General features: G+C 65.5%; 24 protein-coding genes. 9 read left to right on the top strand and 15 right to left on the bottom strand.

Annotated features, from left to right (window positions below):
• Nucleotides 1–152: 152 nt before the first annotated feature.
• The 3 genes from PWP93_RS13810 (at nucleotide 153) to argC (ending at nucleotide 2,590) form a co-directional block, all read left to right on the top strand.
• On the top strand, nucleotides 153–779 hold the full coding sequence (locus PWP93_RS13810; protein ID WP_421044858.1) for a YbhB/YbcL family Raf kinase inhibitor-like protein: 627 nt from the start codon (nucleotides 153–155) through the stop codon (nucleotides 777–779).
• Nucleotides 780–903: 124 nt separating this feature from the next.
• Nucleotides 904–1,485, top strand: coding sequence for a flavodoxin family protein (locus tag PWP93_RS13805; RefSeq protein ID WP_421044857.1), 582 nt, complete (start codon nucleotides 904–906; stop codon nucleotides 1,483–1,485).
• Nucleotides 1,486–1,642: 157 nt separating this feature from the next.
• Nucleotides 1,643–2,590 carry an N-acetyl-gamma-glutamyl-phosphate reductase gene (argC, locus tag PWP93_RS13800; protein ID WP_421044856.1) on the top strand — a complete coding sequence of 316 codons (948 nt, stop codon included), beginning with the start codon at nucleotides 1,643–1,645 and terminating at the stop codon, nucleotides 2,588–2,590.
• 354 nt (nucleotides 2,591–2,944) lie between these two features.
• On the opposite strand, the gene PWP93_RS13795 is transcribed toward argC, so the two are convergent.
• Both PWP93_RS13795 and PWP93_RS13790 read right to left on the bottom strand, forming a co-directional pair.
• Entirely contained in the window at nucleotides 2,945–3,313 is a 369-nt protein-coding gene (locus PWP93_RS13795; protein WP_421024952.1) for a response regulator, read from the bottom strand.
• Nucleotides 3,314–3,490: 177 nt separating this feature from the next.
• On the bottom strand, nucleotides 3,491–4,480 hold the full coding sequence (locus PWP93_RS13790; protein WP_421044855.1) for an NAD(P)-dependent oxidoreductase: 990 nt from the start codon (nucleotides 4,478–4,480) through the stop codon (nucleotides 3,491–3,493).
• Here PWP93_RS13790 and PWP93_RS13785 point away from each other — a divergent pair.
• Entirely contained in the window at nucleotides 4,479–5,258 is a 780-nt protein-coding gene (locus PWP93_RS13785; RefSeq protein WP_421044854.1) for a Mut7-C RNAse domain-containing protein, read from the top strand. The genes PWP93_RS13790 and PWP93_RS13785 overlap by 2 nt on opposite strands.
• A gap of 75 nt (nucleotides 5,259–5,333) precedes the next feature.
• On the top strand, nucleotides 5,334–5,615 hold the full coding sequence (locus PWP93_RS13780) for a hypothetical protein (RefSeq protein ID WP_421024955.1): 282 nt from the start codon (nucleotides 5,334–5,336) through the stop codon (nucleotides 5,613–5,615).
• Between the two features lie 110 nt (nucleotides 5,616–5,725).
• Here PWP93_RS13780 and PWP93_RS13775 read toward each other — a convergent pair whose 3' ends face one another.
• The gene (locus PWP93_RS13775) at nucleotides 5,726–5,953 is read right to left on the bottom strand and encodes a hypothetical protein (RefSeq protein WP_421025284.1); all 228 of its coding nucleotides are present in this window, start codon (nucleotides 5,951–5,953) and stop codon (nucleotides 5,726–5,728) included.
• Between the two features lie 315 nt (nucleotides 5,954–6,268).
• Between PWP93_RS13775 and PWP93_RS13770 the strand changes: the two genes are divergently transcribed.
• A complete protein-coding gene (locus PWP93_RS13770; RefSeq protein WP_421045093.1) occupies nucleotides 6,269–7,186 on the top strand; it encodes a DMT family transporter in 918 nt (305 codons plus the stop codon).
• 409 nt (nucleotides 7,187–7,595) lie between these two features.
• Here PWP93_RS13770 and PWP93_RS13765 read toward each other — a convergent pair whose 3' ends face one another.
• Both PWP93_RS13765 and PWP93_RS13760 read right to left on the bottom strand, forming a co-directional pair.
• Nucleotides 7,596–8,102 carry a CinA family protein gene (locus PWP93_RS13765; protein ID WP_421044853.1) on the bottom strand — a complete coding sequence of 169 codons (507 nt, stop codon included), beginning with the start codon at nucleotides 8,100–8,102 and terminating at the stop codon, nucleotides 7,596–7,598.
• A gap of 91 nt (nucleotides 8,103–8,193) precedes the next feature.
• Complete coding sequence (locus PWP93_RS13760; RefSeq protein ID WP_421044852.1) at nucleotides 8,194–8,976, bottom strand: SIR2 family NAD-dependent protein deacylase; 783 nt, start codon at nucleotides 8,974–8,976, stop codon at nucleotides 8,194–8,196.
• Nucleotides 8,977–9,200: 224 nt separating this feature from the next.
• Here PWP93_RS13760 and PWP93_RS13755 point away from each other — a divergent pair, with 224 nt between their 5' ends.
• Entirely contained in the window at nucleotides 9,201–9,482 is a 282-nt protein-coding gene (locus tag PWP93_RS13755) for a hypothetical protein (protein ID WP_421044851.1), read from the top strand.
• 9 nt (nucleotides 9,483–9,491) lie between these two features.
• Here PWP93_RS13755 and PWP93_RS13750 read toward each other — a convergent pair whose 3' ends face one another.
• The 6 genes from PWP93_RS13750 to PWP93_RS13725 form a co-directional block, all read right to left on the bottom strand.
• Nucleotides 9,492–10,244 carry a L,D-transpeptidase gene (locus tag PWP93_RS13750; RefSeq protein WP_421044850.1) on the bottom strand — a complete coding sequence of 251 codons (753 nt, stop codon included), beginning with the start codon at nucleotides 10,242–10,244 and terminating at the stop codon, nucleotides 9,492–9,494.
• Nucleotides 10,245–10,499: 255 nt separating this feature from the next.
• Entirely contained in the window at nucleotides 10,500–12,317 is a 1,818-nt protein-coding gene (gene glmS, locus PWP93_RS13745) for a glutamine--fructose-6-phosphate transaminase (isomerizing) (protein WP_421044849.1), read from the bottom strand.
• Between the two features lie 80 nt (nucleotides 12,318–12,397).
• The gene (gene glmU, locus PWP93_RS13740; protein WP_421044848.1) at nucleotides 12,398–13,771 is read right to left on the bottom strand and encodes a bifunctional UDP-N-acetylglucosamine diphosphorylase/glucosamine-1-phosphate N-acetyltransferase GlmU; all 1,374 of its coding nucleotides are present in this window, start codon (nucleotides 13,769–13,771) and stop codon (nucleotides 12,398–12,400) included.
• Between the two features lie 206 nt (nucleotides 13,772–13,977).
• On the bottom strand, nucleotides 13,978–14,961 hold the full coding sequence (ttcA, locus tag PWP93_RS13735; protein WP_421044847.1) for a tRNA 2-thiocytidine(32) synthetase TtcA: 984 nt from the start codon (nucleotides 14,959–14,961) through the stop codon (nucleotides 13,978–13,980).
• A 3-nt stretch (nucleotides 14,962–14,964) separates the two neighbouring features.
• The gene (locus PWP93_RS13730; protein WP_421044846.1) at nucleotides 14,965–15,360 is read right to left on the bottom strand and encodes a dihydroneopterin aldolase; all 396 of its coding nucleotides are present in this window, start codon (nucleotides 15,358–15,360) and stop codon (nucleotides 14,965–14,967) included.
• Between the two features lie 255 nt (nucleotides 15,361–15,615).
• Nucleotides 15,616–16,551: an SDR family oxidoreductase gene (locus PWP93_RS13725; protein WP_421044845.1), complete on the bottom strand. Its 936-nt coding sequence runs from the start codon at nucleotides 16,549–16,551 to the stop codon at nucleotides 15,616–15,618.
• Nucleotides 16,552–16,564: 13 nt separating this feature from the next.
• Between PWP93_RS13725 and PWP93_RS13720 the strand changes: the two genes are divergently transcribed.
• Together PWP93_RS13720 and PWP93_RS13715 are read left to right on the top strand one after the other, a co-directional pair.
• The gene (locus PWP93_RS13720) at nucleotides 16,565–17,791 is read left to right on the top strand and encodes a class I SAM-dependent methyltransferase (RefSeq protein WP_421044844.1); all 1,227 of its coding nucleotides are present in this window, start codon (nucleotides 16,565–16,567) and stop codon (nucleotides 17,789–17,791) included.
• Between the two features lie 6 nt (nucleotides 17,792–17,797).
• Nucleotides 17,798–17,992 carry a DUF2905 domain-containing protein gene (locus PWP93_RS13715; RefSeq protein ID WP_035534054.1) on the top strand — a complete coding sequence of 65 codons (195 nt, stop codon included), beginning with the start codon at nucleotides 17,798–17,800 and terminating at the stop codon, nucleotides 17,990–17,992.
• Between the two features lie 65 nt (nucleotides 17,993–18,057).
• Here PWP93_RS13715 and PWP93_RS13710 read toward each other — a convergent pair whose 3' ends face one another.
• The 4 genes from PWP93_RS13710 to PWP93_RS13695 all read right to left on the bottom strand — a co-directional run bounded on the left by PWP93_RS13710 (nucleotide 18,058) and on the right by PWP93_RS13695 (nucleotide 23,106).
• Nucleotides 18,058–19,314: a multifunctional CCA addition/repair protein gene (locus tag PWP93_RS13710; protein WP_421044843.1), complete on the bottom strand. Its 1,257-nt coding sequence runs from the start codon at nucleotides 19,312–19,314 to the stop codon at nucleotides 18,058–18,060.
• A complete protein-coding gene (locus tag PWP93_RS13705) occupies nucleotides 19,311–19,958 on the bottom strand; it encodes a glutathione S-transferase family protein (RefSeq protein WP_421024965.1) in 648 nt (215 codons plus the stop codon). Before PWP93_RS13705 ends, PWP93_RS13710 begins: the two co-directional genes overlap by 4 nt.
• A gap of 117 nt (nucleotides 19,959–20,075) precedes the next feature.
• On the bottom strand, nucleotides 20,076–21,032 hold the full coding sequence (locus PWP93_RS13700; protein WP_421024966.1) for a complex I NDUFA9 subunit family protein: 957 nt from the start codon (nucleotides 21,030–21,032) through the stop codon (nucleotides 20,076–20,078).
• Between the two features lie 94 nt (nucleotides 21,033–21,126).
• Entirely contained in the window at nucleotides 21,127–23,106 is a 1,980-nt protein-coding gene (locus PWP93_RS13695) for a transglycosylase SLT domain-containing protein (protein ID WP_421044842.1), read from the bottom strand.
• Nucleotides 23,107–23,122 lie beyond the last annotated feature (16 nt).

Below are 23,122 nucleotides of genomic sequence, written 5' to 3'. Positions count from 1 at the left end.
GCCGATTTTCGCGCGCGCGCGACCTTCAGACGGCCAAAACGCGTTAGCTTAACGTCTTATTATTGAACGAAGTTCAGTGTGGCACACAATTCGAAACACCCCGTCGGCAGTGTGTCATGCGTCTTTAACAAACATACAGGAGAACTGCCTCCATGCTAGCTCCATGCATCCATGCACGCGCATGTTCCCCGTTGCTGTCCGCCAGGTCTTTGCGCGCCATCGGCGCACGGACGACTTGTCTCGTCGGCGCAGGCCTTACTGTCGTCGCGCTGGCATGCGCGAATGCACACGCGCAAGGCACGTTTGCGCTCAGCAGTGCGGACTTTCGCGACGGCGGACGGGTTGCCGCGCCGCAGGTGTTCAACGACAACGGCTGCACGGGCGCGAATCGGTCGCCGCAATTGGCGTGGCGCAATCCGCCGGCAGGCACGCGCAGCTATGCGGTCACGGTTTTCGATCCCGATGCGCCGGGCCGCGGATGGTGGCACTGGGCCGTCGCCAACATTCCGGCGCGCGTGAATGCGCTGGCCGAAAACGCCAGCGCCTCGGGCACCATAACAAAGCTCGGCGCGCTCGAGGCGCGCAACGACTTCGGCAGCACCGGCTACGGCGGCCCGTGCCCGCCGCCGGGCAAGCCGCACCGCTATATCGTGACCGTCTACGCACTTGGGGTCGACAAACTCGCGCTTCCCGCAGACGGGCCCGCGATGGCGTTCGATCACGAGATTCACGGCGCCGCGCTCGGCAGCGCGCGGATAACTGTCATGTATGGGCGCTGAAATATACGCCTGTCGCACGGTTTGTGCGTAGTCCGGACGAATTGCAGCGACCAGAATGTCACGTGAAGTCCCGGCGCAACCCCAGCGCCCCTTTCGTCGTTCAACCTTTCTGCTGGAGTCGTACATGTCTCGAATCGTCATTGCGTATCACAGCGGCTACGGCCACACAAAAAAGCTTGCCGAGGCCGTGTTCGCCGGGCTGCAAAACGCGGGCGCAGATGCGAAGCTGCTCGCGGTCGCCGAGATCGACGATGCCGGCTGGGCCGAGCTCGACGCCGCCGACGCCATCGTGTTCGGCGCGCCGACCTATATGGGCGGGCCGTCCGCCGACTTCAAGAAGTTCGCCGACGCAAGCTCCAAAGCCTGGTTCACGCAAAAATGGAAGGACAAGATCGCCGCAGGCTTCACGAACTCCGCCACGATGAACGGCGACAAGTTCTCCACCATCCAGTATTTCGTGACGCTCGCGATGCAGCACAGCATGATCTGGTCGGGCACCGGCATGATGCCCTCGAACACGAAGGCGGCCATGCGCAACGACCTGAACTTCGTGGGGGGATTCACGGGCCTGCTCGCGCAATCGCCCGCCGACGCCTCGCCCGATGAAGCGCCGCCCGCCGGCGATCTCGAAACCGCCCGGGCGTTCGGCGCGCGCATCGCCGCCGTTACGGCCCGCTGGCTGGCCGGACGGGCCGCCACGGCTTGATACGGGTTCCTCCCGATTTTTTTCCGCCGGCCGCCGCACGTCGGGCGGCCAACGGTCTTAAAATACCGTTCCGGCGCCGCATGAGTGAGCGCCGCGCGGCTACCCTCGCTGGCGCGGCGGGTAGCGCCCGCAATCCCCGAGTTTCAGAGAGACCGAGATGAGCACGAAAGTTTTTGTCGACGGACAGGAAGGCACGACCGGCCTGAAGATTTTCGAATACCTGTCGCAGCGCGCCGACGTCGAGATCCTGCGGATCGACGAGGCGAAGCGCAAGGACGTCGAGGAACGCCGCCGCCTCATCAACGCGTCCGACGTGACCTTCCTGTGCCTGCCCGACGTCGCCTCGCGCGAGTCGGCGTCGCTGGTCGAAAACGAGCGCACGGTGCTCATCGACGCGAGCACGGCCTTCCGCACCGATGCCGACTGGGCCTACGGCCTGCCTGAGCTGACCCGCGCGCAGCGCGAGCGCGTACGCAGCGCCAGGCGCATCGCCGTGCCGGGCTGCCACGCGTCGGCATTCGTGCTAGCCATGCGCCCGCTCGTCGAGGCTGGGCTCGTGGCACCCGATTTCGCGGCGCACGCCTACTCGCTCACCGGCTACAGCGGCGGCGGCAAGAAGATGATCGCGGAGTACGAAGCCGGCGGCAACGCGAAGCTCATGAGCCCGCGCCCCTACGCGCTCGGCCTCACGCACAAGCATCTGCCGGAAATGGCGTTTCACGGCGGCCTGACAAGCGCGCCCGTGTTCACGCCGATCGTGGGCCCGTTCTACAAGGGCCTCGCGGTCACGACCTATTATTCGCCGCAGCAACTCGCGCGCCGCGCCAAGCCCGAAGACGTGCTGGCGCTCTACGCCGAGTACTACCGCGGCGAAAAATTCGTGCGCGTGATGCCGTTCGACGCCGAGGCCAATCTGGACTCGGGCGCGCTCGATGTCCAGGCGAATAACGACACCAACCGCGTCGACCTGTTCGTGTTCGGCAACGACGAGCAGTTCGTCACCGTCGCGCGGCTGGACAATCTGGGCAAGGGCGCTTCGGGCGCGGCGATTCAGTGCATGAACCTTGCGATCGGCGCGGCCGAGGACACCGGGCTGAAGGGCTGAGGCTGCGGACAAGCCATCCAGCATCCCCGGCGGCGGATAACAGCAAAAGACCCGGCACTGCGAAGTGTCGGGTCTTTTTGTTTGTGCAGGCGTTGTGCGAAATGCACAGGCAAAAAAAAGCCCGCCATGGTTGGCGGGCTGAATCCATATCAGAGGAGACATGGAGGAGACAGAACCAAGTATATCGAACTACTTGGTGCGATGCAACATGTAAAGTAGTATGGACCCTGAACGTTGTGAATAAACAACAGAAATGACGATCAGGATTACCCGGATAGGAATCCACAGGTCCGCGCGGCGAGCCCACGGCCTGCAGGAACGGGCCGGGATGTCCGTGAGAAACCCCGGCAGCCGCTACTGGGAAACCATCGAGAGAATGAACGTCAACTGGTCGAGTCCCACCGGGCGCACCAGATGCACGTCGAAGCCGGCAGCAAGCGCTTCGTCGCGGTGGCGCGACTCGCCCCAGCCGCTCAGCGCGATCAAAAGCGGCGCACGCGCACCGCAGGCTTCCCGCAGACGCTGCACGAGAGCGGCCGGCTCGCCATCGGGTGCAAGCGACAGCGCGACGATCGCCACGTCCGGCACGAAACGCGCAGCGGCTTCGGCAGCGGCGTCGAGTGTTTTCGCCATGGCGGTCGCGTAGTGCAGGTCGGCCAGCAACGTGCCGAGCCCTGCCAGCGACTTCTCGTCATGATCGGCGATCAGGATGCGCGTCTCCATCCGCCGTCTCCATTCCCACTGGTTCCACTGATTTGCATCGTTCCCCGTACGCTCGCGTGGCGCGGAGCCTTGCCGTCAACCCTTGCCCAAGCGCCTTATTCGTCTCACATTATCCCCCCGCGCCGGTCCTCGCTGTGTGCGTCAGCGCGCGAGCCCCGAGGATTTTGACCGCGCCGATCAAGCACGCCCCGCCCGGCGCGCCGCAACCTTGCCGAGCACCGCGAAATCGCTTTCTCCGTCGCCGTGTGCAACGGCATCGAGCAAACTGTCGCGCAGCACGCTCGCGACGGGCATCGGCGTCGCGACCGCGTCGGCGGCCTCCAGCGCGAGCCGCACATCCTTCAGGCCGAGGCGCGCCTTGAACTGCGCCGGCTCGTAGCGACCCTCCGCGATCATGCCGCCATAGCCCGCGTAAACAGGTCCCGGAAACGGCCCGCCCGTGACCACGTCGAGGAAATCGCGCATCGCCACGCCGTGGCCGCCCAGCAGCGCCGCCGCCTCGCCGAGCGCCTCCACTGCCGCCGCCAGCATGAAGTTCGCGGCCAGCTTCATCACGTTCGCCTGTTGCGGCAGCGCGCCGATGCGCCAGGTCTTCTGGCCGATGGCGTCGAAGAGCGGTTGCACGCGGTCGATGGCTTCGGCGGCGCCCGCCGCGATGATCGTCAACTTCGCTGCCGCGGCGACGTCGGGCCGGCCGAGCACGGGTGCCGCTACATAGTGCAGGCCCAATTCCGCGTGCTCGCGCGCGAGCGTCTCGGCAAGCGCGACCGAAATCGTCGCCATGTTCACGTGCACGAGACCGCGAGGCGCGTGCGCGAGCAGCGCGGCGTCAAACACTTCGCGCAGCGCCGCGTCGTCGGCGAGCATGGACATCACGGCGTCGCCGCCGAACGCCTCGGCCGGGGACGCGACCACGCGCGCGCCCGCGTCGGCGAGCGCCTGCGCCTTCGCCGGCGTGCGGTTCCAGACGCGCACCGTGTGCCCGGCCTTCAGCAAGTTCGCGACCATCACGGCCCCCATTTCTCCAAGGCCGATAAAGCCGATATCCATCGCCTGCTCCTCGTGGTGAAAAACGCGAGTAGAACACAGTACGCCCGCCGCCGCAGTGCATCTTGCGGCACATCCGGGCACCACCCGGCGCACGCGCCGGTGCGATACTGGCGCCATGGTCACCGCCACTTTCCGCTTCTACGAGGAGCTGAACGATTTTCTCGCGCGGCCGCTGCGCCGGCGCGCGTTCAGCTGCGCGTGCGCGCGCGATGCCACGGCAAAGCACATGATCGAAGCGCTCGGAGTGCCGCACACCGAAGTGGAACTGATCCTCGTGAACGGCGAATCGGTGGGATTCGATCATCCGCTCGCGGATGGCGACCGCGTGGCCGTCTATCCGAAGTTCGAGGCGCTCGACATCCGGCCCTTGCTGCGCGTGCGCGCAAGCCCGCTGCGGGAGCTGCGGTTCATCGCCGACGCCCATCTGGGCGGCCTCGCGCAGCTATTGCGGCTAGTGGGATTCGACACGCTTTACGACAACCATTTCGCCGACGACGCCATCGAATCGCTCGCCCTGACCGAACACCGCATCGTCCTTACACGCGACCGCGAGCTGCTCAAGCGGCGCAGCATCACTCACGGCTGCTACGTGCGCGCGCTCAAGCCGCGCGCGCAGCTCCACGAACTCTTCGAGCGGCTCGATCTCGCTGCGAGCGTGCGGCCGTTCCGGCTCTGCCTCGCATGCAACGCCCCCCTGCGCCACATCGCGCGCGCGGAGGTGCGCTCGCGCGTGCCCGCCGGCGTGTTCGAGCGGCATACGCGCTTCGTCACTTGCGACGTCTGCGAGCGGGTATTCTGGGAGGGTTCGCACTGGCAGCGCATGCGTGCGCTGATCGACGAGGTGCGTGACAACACCAAGGTCAACGGCAATCACAACGGCAGCGCGGCACCTTGATGCGCCCCGCCGCGATGGACGCGCGCGGGCGTTTGCGTACAATGCGCGCCACTGCCCAACCTCGGAGCCGAACCCATGGCCATGAAGAAATTCGACCTTGAAAAAAACAAGGCGCTCAAACTGATGCAATCGACCCACAAGGCCGGCCCCGACCGCTTCGGCAAGGACTCGGCGCCAGCGGCGCTCGACCGCCGCGAGCAGCGCAAGCTCGATCAGGCCGCCGGCCTCGTGCCGTTTGCGTGCAAGCTCAACGCCGATCTGGTGGAAAAGCTGAAAGTTCGCGCACAAAGCCATCCGCAGGGCATGACCGGTCTTTTGACGGAATTGCTCGAAGCCGGGCTCGCGCATGACGCGTGAAATAAGCGCCATATAAAGCACCCCAAACGGGGACAAAAAAGCCAGGGCATGTGCCCTGGCTTTTTTCTTTCCACCTGCCGCGCCCGTTGCCGCGCGGCCCGACGAATGCTTTAGTTCGCCGTGCCCTTGCCGCTCGTGCCGGCGGCCGAAGCAGCTTCCTCAACCGGAGCGCGCTTGCCGTGGTGCTTGAGCGTCTTGTGTTGCTTCTTGGTCTTGGCCTTGGCCGGAGCGCTGGCTGCGGGTGCTGCTGCAGCGGCACCCGATGCTTCCTGAGCAAAAGCCTGAGCCGAAATCAGTGCGACGGATGCTGCGATGAGCGAGGCGAGAATCTTTTTCATCTATTGTTCCCCAAACCTGGTATGACCGGCACGTTGTGAATTGAGCATTGCAGTAGGGCGAAACGGCCCGCTGGCCGATCTGGGCGGACGATTCGCGCGAAGCAGTATCACGCAGCGTAGGCCGTTTGTCATCCGTAATTGGACCAGTGTATTTTCGGTGAGACATTTTGCTTTCAATTCGGATACGATCGAGGTTTCGCACGGATGTTCGCCTTGCGGATCTGCCTCCATGGCAGAGTCACACCAGAATCGAGAATTCCCCGCTTGAAATCCCGCTTGAAACCCGCCAGTCACCACCTGCGCGCCAATCTTCTGATGTTGGCCGCCGCCATGATTTGGGGCTCCGCATTCGTCGCCCAACGACTGAGCCTCGACGCCATCGGCCCATTCCTCTTCACCGGCCTGCGGTTCCTGCTCGGGGCCGGTGTCGTATCGGCATTTGTCGCCGTGATGTACCGGCTGCAGCACATGCGCCAGGGACTCGACCAGGCCGACCACGTTTACAAGCCCCGAATCGATACCGCGTTGCTGCGCTCCGGTGCGGTGCTCGGGCTCGTGCTCGCCGTGGCCATCTCGTTGCAGCAAATCGGCTTGCGCTATACGAAGATCGCCAATGCCGGGTTCATCAGCTCGCTCTATGTCGTCATCGTGCCCTTGCTGGGCGTGCTGCTGCGTCATCGCACCGGCCCCGGCACATGGATCGGCGCGGCTCTCGCGACGGCCGGACTCTATCTGCTGAGCATCAACGAGCATTTTTCGATCATGTACGGCGACTGGTATCAGCTCGGCTGCGCGCTCGTCATCTCCATTCAGGTGATGCTCGTGGGCCATTACGCGCCGCGCCATGACCCGCTCTTGCTCTCGATCGTGCAGTTCGTCGTCTGCGGGCTGGTTTGTCTCGTCATCGGCGTGGCGATCGAGCCCATGCATTTCGCCGGCATCGTCCGTGCGGCGCCCGCCATTCTCTATGGCGGCGCGCTCTCCGTGGGCGTGGGCTACACGATCCAGGTAGTCGCGCAACGCGACGCGGCGCCCTCGCACGCCGCGGTGATCTTCAGCATGGAAGGCGTGTTCGCGGCGCTCGCGGGCTGGATCGCGCTTGGCGAGACGCTCAGCACTCGCGCGCTCGTGGGTTGCGCTCTGATGCTCGCAGGGCTGCTTGCCTGCCAGTTGCTGCCAACCGCGCGCGAACGCGTCGATGCGCGCGAGCCCCAGGCGACCGAATCCGCGTGAATACGCGCTAAAAAGCGTACGCCGGTTTCGTCTGCTCGATTCATCGGATTAATGCGGTTTCCCGCACTGGCCTGCGAATCTTCATCGCCAAACAGCGTCGCCTTCGGGCGGCGTTTTTTTTGCCTTCAACGATGGTGTGGATATCACGTCGCCCCCCAGGTTATCCACTCCAGGCTCTGGACAAGCTGGGGATGACCTGGCGAATGATCTGTGGATCACTTCTTGATAACTCCCGGCTGTTCATCAAAGGCCAAAAAGTTATCCGCGCAGTTCGAAATGCATACAGAAATTGTCCGCATGCCTGTCCGGATTGCATCGAATTGAACCGAATAAGAAATACCGCGTTATCCACAGGAAATGCCAGGGCTTGTTAACTATTACTACGTATACATATATAAATTCATAACTCTTATTGAATAACGCGCGCCGTCAGATGCGGCCTCAGCATGCATACGCCTCGACAAAGCGCGGCAGTCCCAGCAACGCACGACGCGCAACAGAACGCCGGAGCTCCGGGCGACGCCCCGAAAAGAGCACGGTCTCGCTCGCGGACACCACCTGGTCCCTGCATGCACGCCCATGCAAAGCAATGCGCAACGCTCGCCCTGCCCTCCTGCTCCGGCGCCGGCCATCCAATGCTTGCAAGCACAACGTTCGCATGTCCGGCGCGTTGCGCGAGCAACGCTTCGGCCAGCGCACGGGCAAGCGGCTCATCGGGCTGCGCCCTGCCCGCTGCGCCGGGCAACCCCGCCAAAGCCGCGCGCGTATGCGCGACGACGCCGATATCCAGGCACCCGACAGCGCCTGCCGCATCGGCGAGCATGCCCGTGATGGCTCCGGCGGTGCCGGTTTCGATGCTCGCGAGCACGAGCGAGCGCGAACGCAGATAACCGACGATCTGCTTCGATATGTTCATGGTTCGTGGAACCTTCGTAACTGCAAGCAACAAAAAGGGCGTGCAGCCGTTCAGCCAGCACGCCCTCGTGGCGATCCAGATCGCGGCTGCGTCAGCTGCCTTCCATCATCTGCTCGATGGCGGGTTCGAGCTTGCTCAAGCCGACGGTCGCAGGCTCCTGCTCGACCACGCCGAAAAACTCGGTGCGCTGCGGCGCGGGGTCGACGAGCATATTGCGCGCGTAACAGCCATAGCGCGTGGGCGGCAGCAGCCGCTCGGGCGGAATGACTTCGAACGCCGTGCCAACGGCGATGAACAGATCGTCGTCGGTCATGGCCTGCTGAATGCGCCAGAGCGTCTGGTATTCGGGCGCGGCCTCGTTGAAGAACACGACGCCCGGCTTCACGCTGTCCACCTGGCCGCACGACGGACAGGCCGCGCCCGGATCGAGCTTCGCCCCGACGCTCGGAAAGCGGTAGTCGCAGTCGGTGCAGAGCAGCGAGATCATGTCGCCGTGCAGATGCGTGACCTGGCGCGCGCCGGCCTGCTCGAGCAGGTCGTCGATGTTCTGCGTGACGAGATGCACGCGCTCGGTGCCCCACGTGTTTTGCCACTGCGCGAGCAGGCGGTGGGCTTCGTTCGGGCGCGCGCCCGAGCATTCGGCGATGCGCTGGTTGTAGAAGCGAAATACCGCGGGCCGGTTGCGGCGCCACGTGTGGTAATTGCAGACCTCGTCGATGCTCGCATGCGTCCAGATACCGTCGCCGGTGCGGAACGTCGAAATGCCGCTTTCCGCCGAGAGCCCCGCGCCCGAGAACACATACAGGCGAGGCAAGCGGGCCTGCTGCGCGCGTTGCTGACCCGGTCGTTGCCGGACTTGCTCAAAATCGGCCACTTTCATCTCCTGAATTCGATCGGAGCCATTATGACCGTGCATTCGGGCTTGCGTCAGGAGGCGGCGGAACCCGTGGGAGCAAACGGGGCACAACCGGTTTTTTACAGACGGTTACAGCAGAGCGCATGCCGTTTCACCTTGGAGCGATTCCAGTGTCTAGTATCCGGGCATCCGCGGGCGCCTCGCTGCGCCCGGACACACGATACAAAAGACGAGGAAGCACCATGAAACGCGCACTGATTCTTTCCGCTCTCGGCGTGGCACTGGCGGCGGCGTGCGGCGAGGCGTCGGCGCATACCGACCTGAGCGTGATGCTGGGCGTCCCGGCGCCGGTCTACGCGGCGCCGCCGGAGGTGGTCTACGAGCAGGCCCCTGTGGCCTACGCTGCGCCCGCCTATGGCTACGGCTATGGTTACAGCGAAGATGACGGCTGGGACCACCGCTGGCGCGACCACGGCCGTCATCGCGGCTGGTACAAGCACCATCGCGAAGACGACGACGATTAAGCCGCTGCGTCAACTGCGGTATGTGTAGACTTTGTCGCCCGGTTTGAAGGTTTCCCACATCCGTTGCATCACGGCCTCGGAGCCGACGCCCATGCAGCCGTGGCTAAAGCCGTCATAACCTTCGCGCTGGAAATCATAGGAGAGGTGAAATGCCTGGCCTCTGCGCGAATCCTTGTCCCAAGCGATAAACATCGCATAGGGCATGGGGGTGCCATAAAGACTGGAGACGTGATGGCGTGATTTCCAGTCGATTCGCCCATGGCCGTCCCCGGTGGCGAAGCTGCCGCCTCGCCCATCGCCGGGGCGGAAGGGGAAAGAAAACTGCGGCGCCCCGTTGATATAGGCCGTAGCCACATAGGTGGTCTTGTCGGCGCAGATGATCCGCTTTGCCGTGGTGCAGATCTTGGGGGCGGAGGCCGGGGTAGCGGCGGTATCGAAAGAGAATCCGTCGGGCAGCGCCGGCGAAGTTTCGCCTGCGTGGGGCTCCTGAGTTCCATTGGCGGTCCACTTCGTCGTGGCCGCATTCTGGATGGCACGGATCGCGTCCGGCATGGTCATGGAAGATGCAGCGGCGCTCGGCGGGGCGACGGTCGCCGCCGCGACAGCCCGCGCCACAGGTGCGGGCTTTGCCGTAGCCAGGGTGCGAGTCGTGTCGATGGCTGCATCGACGTCATCCTGACGGCCCTCGCCCGATACCGTGGCCGCTATGACGATACCCATGCCGGCAATCAGCACGGATCCATATCCGATCAGGCGCTTCACCCCTACGCGTGATTTCACCACCGTTCTCCGCAATCATTCACGGGCCCGTTACCAGGACTCTCAGGACCCCGAGCGATTCTACGCGACGCGACGCGAAGATTACTGTCTTGAAAGGCTTCAGATGACGCACTGACGCCTTCCGTCAAATGTGAAGCGGGATCTCAAATCGCCGCACGTAAAAAAGGCCGGACACTCGTTGAGCATCCGGCCTCGTGATGGACGTGTCAGTGAAACGTCACCGCTCATTCCACGCGCTTATTCCACCGTCACCGACTTCGCGAGATTGCGCGGCTTGTCCACATCCGTGCCGCGCGTGCAGGCCGTGTGATACGCGAGCAGTTGCAGCGGCACCACGTGCAGGATCGGCGAGAGCAGACCGTAGTGTTCCGGCATGCGGATCACGTGGATGCCGTCTTCGCTGGCGATATGCGTATCCGCGTCGGCGAACACGTACAGATGGCCGCCGCGCGCGCGCACTTCCTGCATGTTCGACTTGAGCTTCTCCAGCAGCGCGTCGTTCGGCGCCACCGTCACGACCGGCATCGCCTCCGTCACCAGCGCGAGCGGCCCATGCTTCAGTTCGCCGGCCGGATACGCCTCGGCGTGGATATACGAGATCTCCTTGAGCTTGAGTGCGCCTTCAAGCGCGATCGGGTAATGCAGCCCGCGCCCGAGGAACAGCGCGTTTTCCTTGCGCGCGAACTCCTGCGACCACGCGATGATCTGCGGCTCCAGCGCCAGCACGCCATTGAGCGCCGCCGGCAGGTGGCGCAGCGCCTTCAGGTACGCATCCTCCTGCTGAGCATTCACGTGGCCGCGCAGCTTGCCCAGCGTCACTGCAAGAACGAACAGGCCCACCAGCTGCGTCGTGAACGCTTTCGTCGACGCCACGCCAATCTCGCGTCCCGCATGCGTGAGGAACTTGAGCTCCGTGAGGCGCACCATCGCGCTCGTCGCTACATTGCAGACCGCCAGCGTGTGCTCCATGCCCAGCGACTGCGCGTGCTTGAGCGCCGCGAGCGTGTCGGCGGTTTCGCCCGACTGCGAGATCGTCACCACCAGCGCGCGCGGATTGGGCACCGACTCGCGGTAGCGGTACTCGCTTGCGATCTCCACTTCGGTGCGGATCTTCGCGACTGACTCGAGCCAGTACTTCGCGGTCAGGCCCGCATAGTAGCTCGTGCCGCACGCGAGAATCAGGATGCTGTCGATGCCCCTGAACACCTCGCCCGCGTTCTCGCCGAACTGCACGGGATCGAAGGCGGCATCGGCGGGAATCGTGTCGGAGATCGCGCGCGGCTGCTCGAAGATCTCCTTTTGCATGTAGTGGCGATACGGGCCCAGCTCGACCGCGCCGCTATAGGCCTGCACGTCGCGCCCCGCGCGCTCGGCGGGCTTGCCCGCGCGGTCGACGATGCGCACGCCCTCGAGCGTGATCTCGCACACATCGCCTTCTTCCAGATAGCTGATGCTCTTCGCGCTGCCCGCGATCGCGAGCGCGTCCGAGGCGATGAAGTTGCCGCCCTCGCCATGGCCCACCACGAGCGGCGAGCCCGCGCGCGCGCCCACCACGGTGTGCGGCTGGTCCTTGTGCACCACGCCAATCGCATAGGCGCCCGCGAGCTGCTGCACCGCCTCGCGCACGGCGGCGAACAGATCGCCCTTGTAGAGGCTGTGAATGAGGTGCGCGATGACTTCGGTGTCGGTCTGCGAGACGAACTCGTAGCCCTTGCCGCGCAGCGTCTCGCGCAGCGACTCGTAGTTCTCGATGATGCCGTTGTGCACGATTGCGAGCGTGTCGCGTGAGAAAATCGGGTGCGCGTTGTTCACCGTGGGTGCGCCGTGCGTGGCCCAGCGCGTGTGCGCAATGCCCGTGACGCCTTCGAAGCGCGCTTCGCGCACCTGGTCCTCGAGCTCGGCCACGCGCGCGACGCTGCGCATGCGCTGCGGGCCTGCGGCCGTGACGATGGCCACGCCGCACGAGTCGTAGCCGCGGTATTCGAGCCGCCGCAGGCCTTCGATGAGAACGGGGACGATATTACGAAGCGCAACTGCGCCGACGATGCCGCACATGGAGTTCGATCCTTTGCAATGAGAGACGGGGCGCCCGATGGAGTCACTGCGCCCGCGATGTTCCGCCGTTCAGTTGTCTATCAGCGCTTGTTCTTCACCGGCCGAACGTAGCCGGTTTTCGCGATCTGGGTTTTTTCGTTGAGCACGAGCGTGTCTGCGGGCACGTCCTTCCAGATGGTCGTGCCGGCCGCGATGGTCACGCCGCGGCCCACGCGCACCGGCGCGACGAGCTGCGTATCGGAGCCCACGAACACATGGTCTTCAAGCACGGTACGGTGCTTGTTCGCGCCGTCGTAATTGCAGGTGATGGTGCCCGCGCCGATGTTCACGCCTGCGCCCACGTCGGCATCGCCGACGTAGCTCAGGTGATTGGCCTTCGAGCCCAGGCCGATGTTCGCGTTCTTCACCTCGACGAAGTTGCCCACGTGCACCTCGTCGGCGAGCTGTGCGCCCGGACGCAGGCGCGCGTAGGGCCCAAGCACGGCCTGCGCGCCCACCGTGGCGCTCTCGATATGCGTATAGGCATCCACGCGCGTGCCCGCGCCAATCACGGCATCGCGGATCACGCAGTTCGGGCCGATGCGCACGTTGTCCGCGAGCGTGACCGCGCCCTCGAACACGCAGTTCACATCGATGAACACGTCGCGCCCGCAGCTGATCGAGCCGCGCAGGTCGAAGCGCGCTGGGTCCGCGAGCGTGACGCCGGCCGCCAGCAATGCGTCGGCGGCGTTGCGCTGATACACGCGCTCGAGTTCGGCGAGCTGCTGCTTGCTGTTCACGCCGAGCGTTTCCCATTCGGCCTCGGGCTGCGCGGTCACGACCGGATGGCCGGCGGCAATGGCCGCTTCCACGACGTCGGTGAGGTAGTACTCGCCCTGCGCGTTGTCGTTGCCGAGCGACGCGAGCCAGCCCGCCAGCGGCGCGGTGGGCGTCACGACGATGCCGGTGTTGATCTCGTCGATGAGGCGCTCGTCGTCGTTCGCATCCTTCTGCTCGACGATGCGCAGCACCTCGCCGGTCGCGCCGCGCACGATGCGCCCGTAGCCGGTGGGATCGTCGAGGGTCACGGTGAGGATGCCGTAGCCCGCCTTGTCGCCCGCCTTGGCCGCGGCGTCGGTCAGGCGCTTGAGCGTGGAGGTGCGCGTGAGCGGCACGTCGCCGTAGAGCACGAGCGTGGGTTGATTCGCGTCGAGGAGCGGTAGCGCCTGCGCGAGCGCATGGCCGGTGCCGAGCTGCTGCTCCTGCACGGCGAACTGCACGTCGGGCGCGGACACGGCTGCGCGCACGGCCTCGCCGCCATGGCCGATTACGACCACGAGGCGCGTGGGCGCAAGGCTGCGGGCGGTGTCGATGACGTGCGAGAGAAGCGGCTTGCCTGCGAGAGGATGGAGTACTTTCGGCAGTGCGGAGTGCATGCGTTTGCCCATGCCTGCCGCGAGGATCACGATGTTCATTGCATCGGTGACTTTGAGAGGGAAGAAGCGGTCGATTTTAGCATGGGGGGTATCCCCAACGCCGCCTGCCGGCGGGCCTTTGCCACACCATCGAACACTCTTTTACACCTGCGCAACAGACGCAAAAAAAGACGGCCCTGCCGGGGCCGCCTTGGGGTCGAATCGATTTCGCGATCGGCGCGGATGCTGCGCGCCCGCGCCAGGCTTCAGAGTTCGTCGAGCGGCGTGAACTTGAGGGTCGCGCCGCTGCCGGGCATCTCGGACGAATCGGTCGAGCACGGCTCTTCGTCGAACGCGATATCGCCTGCCGGATCGGCCACGCCCGTCGCGCGCAGGTCCTTGAAGCCGAACAGCGAAGCGTCCATCAGGTGCGAAGGCACGACATTGCCGAGCGCATTGAACATGTTCTCGACGCGGCCCGGGAAGCGCTTGTCCCACTCGCGAATCAGCGCTTTCATTTCCGCGCGCTTGAGGTTGGGCTGGCTGCCGCACAGGTTGCACGGAATGATCGGGAATTCGCGCAGTTCGGCGTACTTTTCGAGATCGGTTTCCTTCACGTAGGCGAGCGGCCGGATCACGATGTTCTTGCCGTCGTCGGACTGCAGCTTGGGCGGCATGCCCTTGAGCTTGCCGCCGTAGAACAGGTTCAGCAGCAGCGTCTGGAGGATGTCGTCGCGATGGTGGCCGAGCGCGATCTTGGTCGCGCCGAGCTCGCCCGCCACGCGGTACAGAATGCCCCGGCGCAGGCGCGAGCACAGCGAGCAGGTGGTCTTGCCCTCGGGCACGAGGCGCTTGACGATGCTGTAGGTGTCCTGATTCTCGATGTGGTACGGCACGCCCACCTTGTCGAGATATTCGGGCAGCACGTGCTCGGGAAAGCCGGGCTGTTTCTGGTCGAGGTTCACCGCGACGATCTCGAAGTCGATCGGCGCGCGCTCGCGCAGGCGCATCAGGACATCGAGCAGCGCATAGCTGTCCTTGCCGCCGGACAGGCACACCATCACCTTGTCGCCGTTCTCGATCATGTTGTAGTCGCCGATCGCCTGGCCGACCTGGCGCACGATGCGCTTGAACAGCTTGTTGTTCTCGTAGGCTTCCTTCTGCTCGCGGCGCGTGAGCGCGCGGCGGCCGCTTTCCTCGGCGGAAGCGTCAGCCGATGTATCGATAATCGGCGTTTCGGGGGCGTTCATGAATCAGTCCTCCTTGATGCGAAAGACCTCGACGCCCACCGCGTCGCAGTCCGGGTAGACGTCGGGTTTCTGGGTCGACACGCACACGGCGCGCACCTGCTCGTGCGAGAGCAGCGCGGCGGCGAGGTCGTCGCAGAGGGTCTCCTGCAGATGGATATGGCCTTGGCCCACGCGTGCAGCAACGCTCGCGCGCATGAAGTCGTAATCGACGACTTCGCGCAGCTTGTCTTCGCGCGGCGTGGTCGACGAAAGCGGAACGAACAGGTCGACGTTGATGATGACGCGCTGTTCACCGCGTTTTTCGAAGTCATGCACGCCGATGTTGATGTGCACTTCGTAGTTGCGCAAGAAAAGCCGGCGGCAATCGGCAAGCCGGGGATGCAGGAGTACAGCGGACATGTTCGTTCCAGTCGATAAAAGCGTGCGTGTTCTTGCACGTGCGCGGGCGCTGCGCGCCACACGGGTCAAACGGGTTACAGGCTTACAAAGCCAGGGTTGCAAAGCCTTGGTGCGATTGCATCGCAGGCGCGTTGCGGAATCCGGGCCGCGATGGAGTGTTTTCGCAGCCATCGCGGTTCATGCATTTAGTTGCATTGTTGGGCGTCAATCGCGAAACGCGCCCGCCGCGCGGTTCGCCGCCCGAACAGGCGCACCTCAGCCCTGCGCCTGTTCGCCAGTCAAAAACATTACATCGCGCGGCAGCGGCACGAGATGCTGGCCGCCATCGACCACCAGCGTCGTGCCGGTCACGCCCGAGGCCTGGGCGAGATACAGCGCGGCCTCCACGAGATCGCCGGGGCGCGACGCGCGCCCGAGCGGCGTGACCTTGTGCGCGGCGGCGAAGCTCTCCGGCGTCTGGTCGCCCGATTGCAGCGTGAGGCCCGGCGCGAGACCCACTACGCGCATCTTCGGCGCGAGCGCCTGTGCCAGCGCGACGGTGGCGTTCTGCAGGGCGGCCTTGGACAGCGTGTACGACAGGTAGTCGGGATTCATGTTGTACAGCTTCTGGTCCAGCACGTTGATCACGCAGGTGCGCAACGATTCGTCCTGCAGCGCGGCTTCGGGCGTCGCCGCCCACAGCGTGCGCGCCAGCACCAGCGGCGCACCCACGTTGATCGCCATGAGATGCTGCAGCCTCGCGTAGCCGGCGTCGCGCGCCGTGTCTTCCTCGAAGCGCGACGCGTTGTTCAGCACGCACGCGGGCAGGCCGAGCGCCGTGGCGCAATCCGGCACGAGGCGCGCCACCTGGGCCTCGTCCGCCAGATCGGCATGCAGCGCGACCGCGCGGCGGCCCATGGCGCGGATCTGCGCGACGACGTCATCGGCCTCGGCCCGCGAGCCGCCGTAATGCACCGCCACGTCCCATCCGCGTTCGGCAAAGCCCAGCGAAAATGCGCGGCCGATGCGGCGCGCGCCGCCCGTCACGAGGATCACACGCGCGGCAGCGGCTGCGCCAGAATGCGGAGACGATCCCGACGGCTGGCTCGCGCTCGATGCGGGGTCGGATGAAAATGCGCCCTTTGGCTGCCCCCCCTTTGGCGGGCCCCCCGAATCCCCGCCAGACCGGCGGATGCCCGATGTTTCGCTCATTTACAATGCCGGGATGAATCCGAAAGCTCACGAACCCGCTAGTTTACCTGTTCCCGAGCCGATCGCGCTCGCGCAGTCCGAGGCGCTCGCCGCAACCGTGCGTGCGGAAATTGCCGCAGCGGGCGGCTGGCTGCCGTTCGACCGCTACATGGAGCGCGCGCTTTACGCGCCGGGGCTCGGCTATTACAGCGGCGGCTCGCGCAAGTTCGGCCTGCTGGCCGACGACGGCAGCGACTTCGTGACCGCGCCCGAAATGTCGCCGCTGTTCGCAGCCACGCTCGCGCGCGCCGTGGGCGAAGCGCTCGCGGCCAGCGGCACGCATGCGCTGATGGAGTTCGGCGCGGGCACGGGGCGGCTCGCGGCGGGCGTGATGCTCGCGCTCGAAGCGCTAAGTGTCGCATTTGATTCGTATGCCATCGTCGACCTCTCGGGCGAGTTGCGCGAGCGCCAGCGCGAGACCATCGCCGAGCTTGCGCCGCATCTGGCTTCGCGCGTGCAATGGCTCGACGCGCTGCCCGCGCGCTTCGAAGGCGTGGTGATCGGCAACGAAGTGCTCGACGCAATGCCGGTGCGCCTCTTCGCGCGCAAGGACGCCGTGTGGCACGAGCGCGGCGTGAGCGTGAACTTGGAGGCGAACGGCGGCGGCGCGCTCCAGTTCTCGGACCGCCCGGCCATGAGCGGGCTCGATGCGGGCTGGGCGCAGAGCGTGCCCGGCAGCGTGCTGGCGCAGATCGACGGCAGCGAAGACTACGTGACGGAAACGCACGAGGCCGCGCTGGCCTTCACGCGCACGATCTGCACGATGCTCGCGCGCGGCGCGGCGTTCTTCATCGACTACGGTTTTCCGCATGGCGAGTACTACCATGCGCAGCGCGTGCAAGGCACGCTGATGTGCCACTATCGCCACCGCGCGCACGGCGACCCGTTCCTCTACCCCGGCTTGCAGGACATCACGGCGCACGTGGAATTCAGCGGCATCGCGCAAGCCGGCGTCGAAGCGGGCGCGGACCTGCTCGGCTACACCTCGCAGGCGCGTTTTCTGATGAACGCGGGCATCACCGAAGTGCTCGGCGAGATCGATCCGCGCGACGCCGCGCGCTTTCTGCCAGCCGCGAACGCGGTGCAGAAGCTCGTCTCGGAAGCGGAGATGGGCGAGCTCTTCAAAGTGATCGCGTTCTCGCGCGGCATCGACGCGACCATCGCCGCATTCGCGCGCGGCGACCGCAGCCACACACTCTGAGCGCTCATGATCCGCTGGTTCATCACCACCTTCATCGCCGTGGCGATTCTCTCCAGCGCCCAGCCGTGGCTCAGGAAGCTCGGCATTGGCCGGCTGCCCGGCGATGTCACGCTGCGCATCTTCGGTCGCGAATATCCGCTGCCGTTCATGTCGACGCTCGTGCTTTCGATGGCGCTTTCGTTTATCGTGCGTGCGCTTTGAGCACGCGCTGAACGCAAAAACGGCGCACAGGTGCGCCGTTTTGAACACCGCCACGACGCGCTGCGTCAGCCAGTCTTCAGCGCCTCCTCCACCGCGCCAACGCGCGCGCGGTGCACCGCTTCCTTGATCTTCTCCGCGGCGTTTTTGTCCGCGCCCGCCTCGGTAATCGCCCGCGCGATCGCGCCCGCGTCCACGCTGCGCGCCGCGGCAAGCGCCACGCGCAGCCGCTCCGCCTGCGGATACGGCGCGTTCTCCCAGTTCAGGCGCCCGCGCAAATCGGCCTCGCAGGCCTGCAGTGCTTCGGCAAAGCGCGCGGGCTTGCGCAGCGCGTCGCTGCGCTCGAGCATGCGCACGAGCGCGGCCGCGCCCATGTCCATCACACGATGCACGTTGCCGTGCTCGCGCGCGACGAGCAGCGCGAGGTCGCGGCATTCGTTGGGCACGCGCAGCCGGTCGCAGAGCGGCTTCAACAGATCGACGCTGCGCCCTTCGTGACCGATGTGGCGCGGCAGCATGTCTTCGGGCGTGGTCGCCTTGCCGAGATCGTGCGTGAGCGCCGCGAAGCGCACCGGCAGCGCATAGCCCTGCGCAGCGGCATGATCGATCACCATCATCACGTGGATGCCGGTATCGACTTCGGGGTGATAGTCGGCGCGCTGCGGCACGCCGAAGAGGCTGTCCACCTCGGGCAGCACGCGCGCGAGCGCGCCGCATTCGCGCAGCACAGCGAACATTCGCGAGGGCTTGTTTTCCATGAGCCCGCGCGAGACTTCCTGCCAGACGCGCTCGGGCACGAGCGCATCGACTTCGCCCGAGGCCACCATCGACTGCATGAGCGCCATAGTCTCGGGCGCGACCGTGAAGTCGGCGAAGCGCGCCGCGAAGCGCGCGATGCGCAGGATACGCACCGGGTCTTCGAGAAACGCGCCGCTCACATGACGGAATACCCGCGCGCGCAAATCGTTCGCACCGCCAAATGGATCGACCACGCGCCCGGTCAGCACGCCGCCGGGCTGAACCTCGCGCGCCATCGCGTTGATGGTGAGGTCGCGCCGCGCGAGATCTTCCTCGAGCGTGACGTCGGGCGCATAGAAGAACTGGAAGCCGTGATAGCCCGCGGCCGTCTTGCGCTCAGTGCGCGCGAGCGCGTACTCCTCCTGCGTCTGCGGATGCAGGAACACCGGAAAGTCCTTGCCCACAGGGCGATAGCCCTGCGCCGCCATCTGCTCGGGTGTCGCGCCGACGACCACGTAGTCGCGGTCGCGCACGGGCAGGCCCAGCATGTCGTCGCGGATCGCGCCGCCTACCACGTAAATCTTCATGCGTCGGGTTCGTCGTGCTCGATACGGTGGGTTTCCTTGCGCGCGGCTTCGATCCATGCCGCAACGGCGGGCTCGGCGCTCACGCGCGCCGCATAGGCGGCCGCTTTGGGCGAGAGCGCGGGGGCGTAGCTGTTGAAGCGCATCACAACGGGCGCGTACATCGCATCGGCGATGCTGAATTCACCGAACAGGAACGAGCCGCCGCTGGCGTCGAGACAGGCGTTCCACAGCGCGTCGATGCGCGCGATGTCCGCGAGCGTGCCGGGCGTAGCACCCGCGCCCGGATTCGATGTGCGGATCGCCATCGGCATGGTCGAGCGCAAGTCCGTGAAGCTCGAATGCATCTCGGCGCTCACGCTGCGGGCGCGCGCACGCGCGTTGGCGTCGCGCGGCCACAGCGCGTGCTGGGGAAAGCGCTCCGCGAGCGTTTCGGCGATGGCAAGCGTGTCCCACACGGCGAAACCCTCGTCGGTGACGAGGCAAGGCACCTTGCCCGACGCCGAAAACGCCAGAATCGACGCTTTGGTTTCAGGTTCGCCGAGTTCGATCAGCACCTCTTCGAACGGAATGCCGAAATGCGTCATCAGCACCCAGGGACGCATCGACCACGACGAGTAGTTCTTGTCTCCAATGACGAGTTTCATATGGACCGTTTTACCGTTGAATAAAGAGTCAAGGTTGGACGCGCCACGCGCCGTGCCCGGCTTCGTGATGCGTGGCGCAGGTGTTGCGTATTGCGTTCGTTCGTGCGGCTTCGGGCGCTATCGATGCGCGCTCGTGCGAAAGAGGTTCAGGCGCGAGCGCAGCGAGGCGTCAGCGAGATAGAGCGGCGCGATCGTCTCGATGCTCGCGGGCTCCACGCCCAGTTCGGGTGCGAGCGGCCCGGCGAGCACGCTGTCGACTTTCATCGAATCGAGATTATCGCGCGTGAGCACCGGCACGCCGGGCGCCATCTCGAACGAAAGCGCCTGCAAGCGCGCGAACGCATTGGGCAAGCGCACGATGCGCGCGTGACGGCCCACGACTTCGCCGCAGTACTGCACCAGTTGCTCTAGCGTGTAGACCGTCGGACCGCCGAGTTCATAAGTGTGCCCGCTCGCGGCGTCGAGATCGAGTACGTTGACGATCGCTTTCGACACGTCGCCCACATAGACGGGCTGGAACTTCGCATCGGGCATGCCGAGCGGGATCACCGGGAAAAGCTTTTGCAGCACGGCGAAGCGATTGAGGAACGTGTCGTCCGGACCGAACACCACGGACGGGCGCAGGATCGTCGTGGCAAGCGCGGTGGCCGCGTGCACGGCTTTTTCGCCGTCGCCTTTCGAGCGCAGATACATGCTCGGCCCGCGCGGATCCGCGCCAATCGCGCTCACGTGGATCAAGCGGTGCACGCCCTTGCTCTCGCAGGCGGCGACGATCTTCGTGGGCAGTTCGACATGCAGCTTCGCGAAGCCCGGGCCGTAGGGCGTGCCGTGGCCGCCGTTGAGCGTGCCGATGAGATTGATGACGGCATCGGCATTTTCGACGAAGCCCGCGAGCGCGACCGGATCGCTCACGTCGGCTTCGACCACGTCGATGGGAAGCACGGTGAGATGGCTGGCATTGGCGCGCCGCCGGGTGGCGACGCGCACATCCTTGCCTGCCTCGACGAGCGCATTGACGAGATGGCTGCCGATGAATCCCGAACCGCCGATGACCGCGATGGCTTGATGTCTCATCCTCGACCTCCTCGCGCACTCTCGTGCGCGCACCGGCGCGAGGCGCCGGGGTTCGTGCGGCGGCGAGGCTCGCAAAAGCCGTGCCGCGCGACGTTTACTGCAGCGGCGAGATAAAGCCGAGACGCGTCTTCAGCGATTGCGGACGGCCCTCGAACAGCGCCGCGTAGTAGACCGTGTTCGACAACACGTTTTTCACGTAATCGCGGGTTTCCTGGAACGGAATGGTTTCCGCGAAGATTGCGCCCTCGACGCCGCGCGGCATGTTTGCGCGCCACTGGCGCGGGCGGCCCGGTCCGGCGTTGTAGCCCGCGGTGGCGAGCACGGCGGAACCGTCGAACTGATTGTAGATCATCGACAAATAGTTCGTTCCGAGCAGGATATTGGTGTCCAGATCGTTGAGCTGGTCGCGCGAGAGCGGGCCGAGGCCGATCTTCCTGGCCACCATCTGCGCCGTGGCCGGCATGATCTGCATGAGGCCGCTCGCGCCCACGCCCGACTTCGCATTGAGAATGAAGCGCGACTCCTGGCGAATCAGCCCATAGGCCCATTCGACGTCGAGGCCATTGCTTTGCGCGTCGCGCTCCACCACGTCGCGGAACGGCGCGAGATAGCGCAGCGAGAAGTCGTGCTCGGTCTGCGTGCGGTCGGCCGTGTTGACGGTGCGATCGAGCAACCGGATGCGCTTCGCGTATTCGGCGACGGCCAGCAACTGGCGATCGCTCATGCCGCGCAGCGGCCAGTTCCATTCGCGATTGCCTTCGAGCCGCAGGTTCAGCGCGTAAAAGCGTTGCGCGAGAGCGAAGCCCGGCGTTTGCGCAACCTGGGCGATGTCGGCGTCGCTGACCGAGGTCTTCGGCGGGATGGTGATCTTCTGACCCAGTTCCTCGGTCGCAAGCTGGCCGTAGAAGTTATAGCCTGCCGAGATCGACGCGAACTCCTGGTTTGCCTGATTCGTCTCGCCGGCCTGCTTGAGCGCGCGCGCGTGCCAGTAGACCCATGCGGGTTGCGAGCGCAATGCCGCGGGCATCTGCTCAATCGACCAGCGGACCATGGTCCAGTCGCCGCCGAGCAGCGCGGCGCGCGTGCGCCATTCGTAGGCGGGATTCGAGAGCGGCGCGTTGGCCGAGAGGCGATACCAGTCGAGCGCGGCCGGCATGCGCTTGAGCGCGCCCTGATAGCCGATCGTGCCCCAGCCGATTGCACGCTCGGGCGAGGTGAGCGAAGGCGCGACCTGCGCGAAAGTAGCGGCCGCCATGGCGGGGTCGTTGCGCGCCATCAGGGTGACCGCGAGCAGCGCGAGCTGATGCGATTGCGGATCGGCGCTCACGCCGCGCGCGAGTGTGAGCGGCGGCGTGCTGACCGCCTGGCTGAACGCGGTAGGGTCGGGGCGCTGCGCGAGGCCGTCGAGCAGCTTCGCGCCCGTCGAGGCCTGGTTCTGTTCGTAGGCGAGGCGGATCTGCTGCCAGACATCGTCGCTGGTGAACTGGCCTTTGATCGCGAGCGCCGTGATGAGGTCGACGCAGCCGTCGCCGTAATAGCGCGGCTCGACCAGCAGCGCGCGTGCATCGCTGGCGACGTTTTCGCCGCGCGCCGCACGCGACTCCAGCGCGTAGCACTTCACCTGCGTGTCGTCGTTGAGCACGAAGCGCGCATACTGCTGGTCGAAGTTCGCCCAGTCGTGGCGCGCGCCGAGTACGGTCAGATAGTCGTTGCGCAGACGGTCGGCGATGGCCTCGCCGTCGTGGCGCTGCAGGAACGACAGCACCGGCGCGTCGGGCGCGTCCACGCGCGCATGGCCCTGCGAATCGAACAGTTGTGGCTTCAACTGGAAGTATTCGAGGTACGACGGCGCAGGATAATCCGGAATCGTCGCGGCGAGCTGCGCGGCGCGCGCGGCATCGTTATTGCGCGCGGCCTCGCGAAGCTGGATGAAGATTTGGTCGTCGCTTGAAAGCTCAGCGCCCGGGGCGAGGGCAACCGGCCGCACGGCAGAGGCCGTGCTGCACGCGACGAGTGCCACGGCTGCCAGTGCAAGACCGGCCGCGCGATATACTCGGACAAAGCGTTTGGACATCGTTATTTCTGGAGCG

The sequence above is a fragment of the Paraburkholderia sp. A1RI-2L genome (assembly GCF_048957375.1).
In the GTDB taxonomy this organism is placed as follows: domain Bacteria; phylum Pseudomonadota; class Gammaproteobacteria; order Burkholderiales; family Burkholderiaceae; genus Paraburkholderia.
This window is presented reverse-complemented; position numbering and strand designations above follow the sequence as displayed.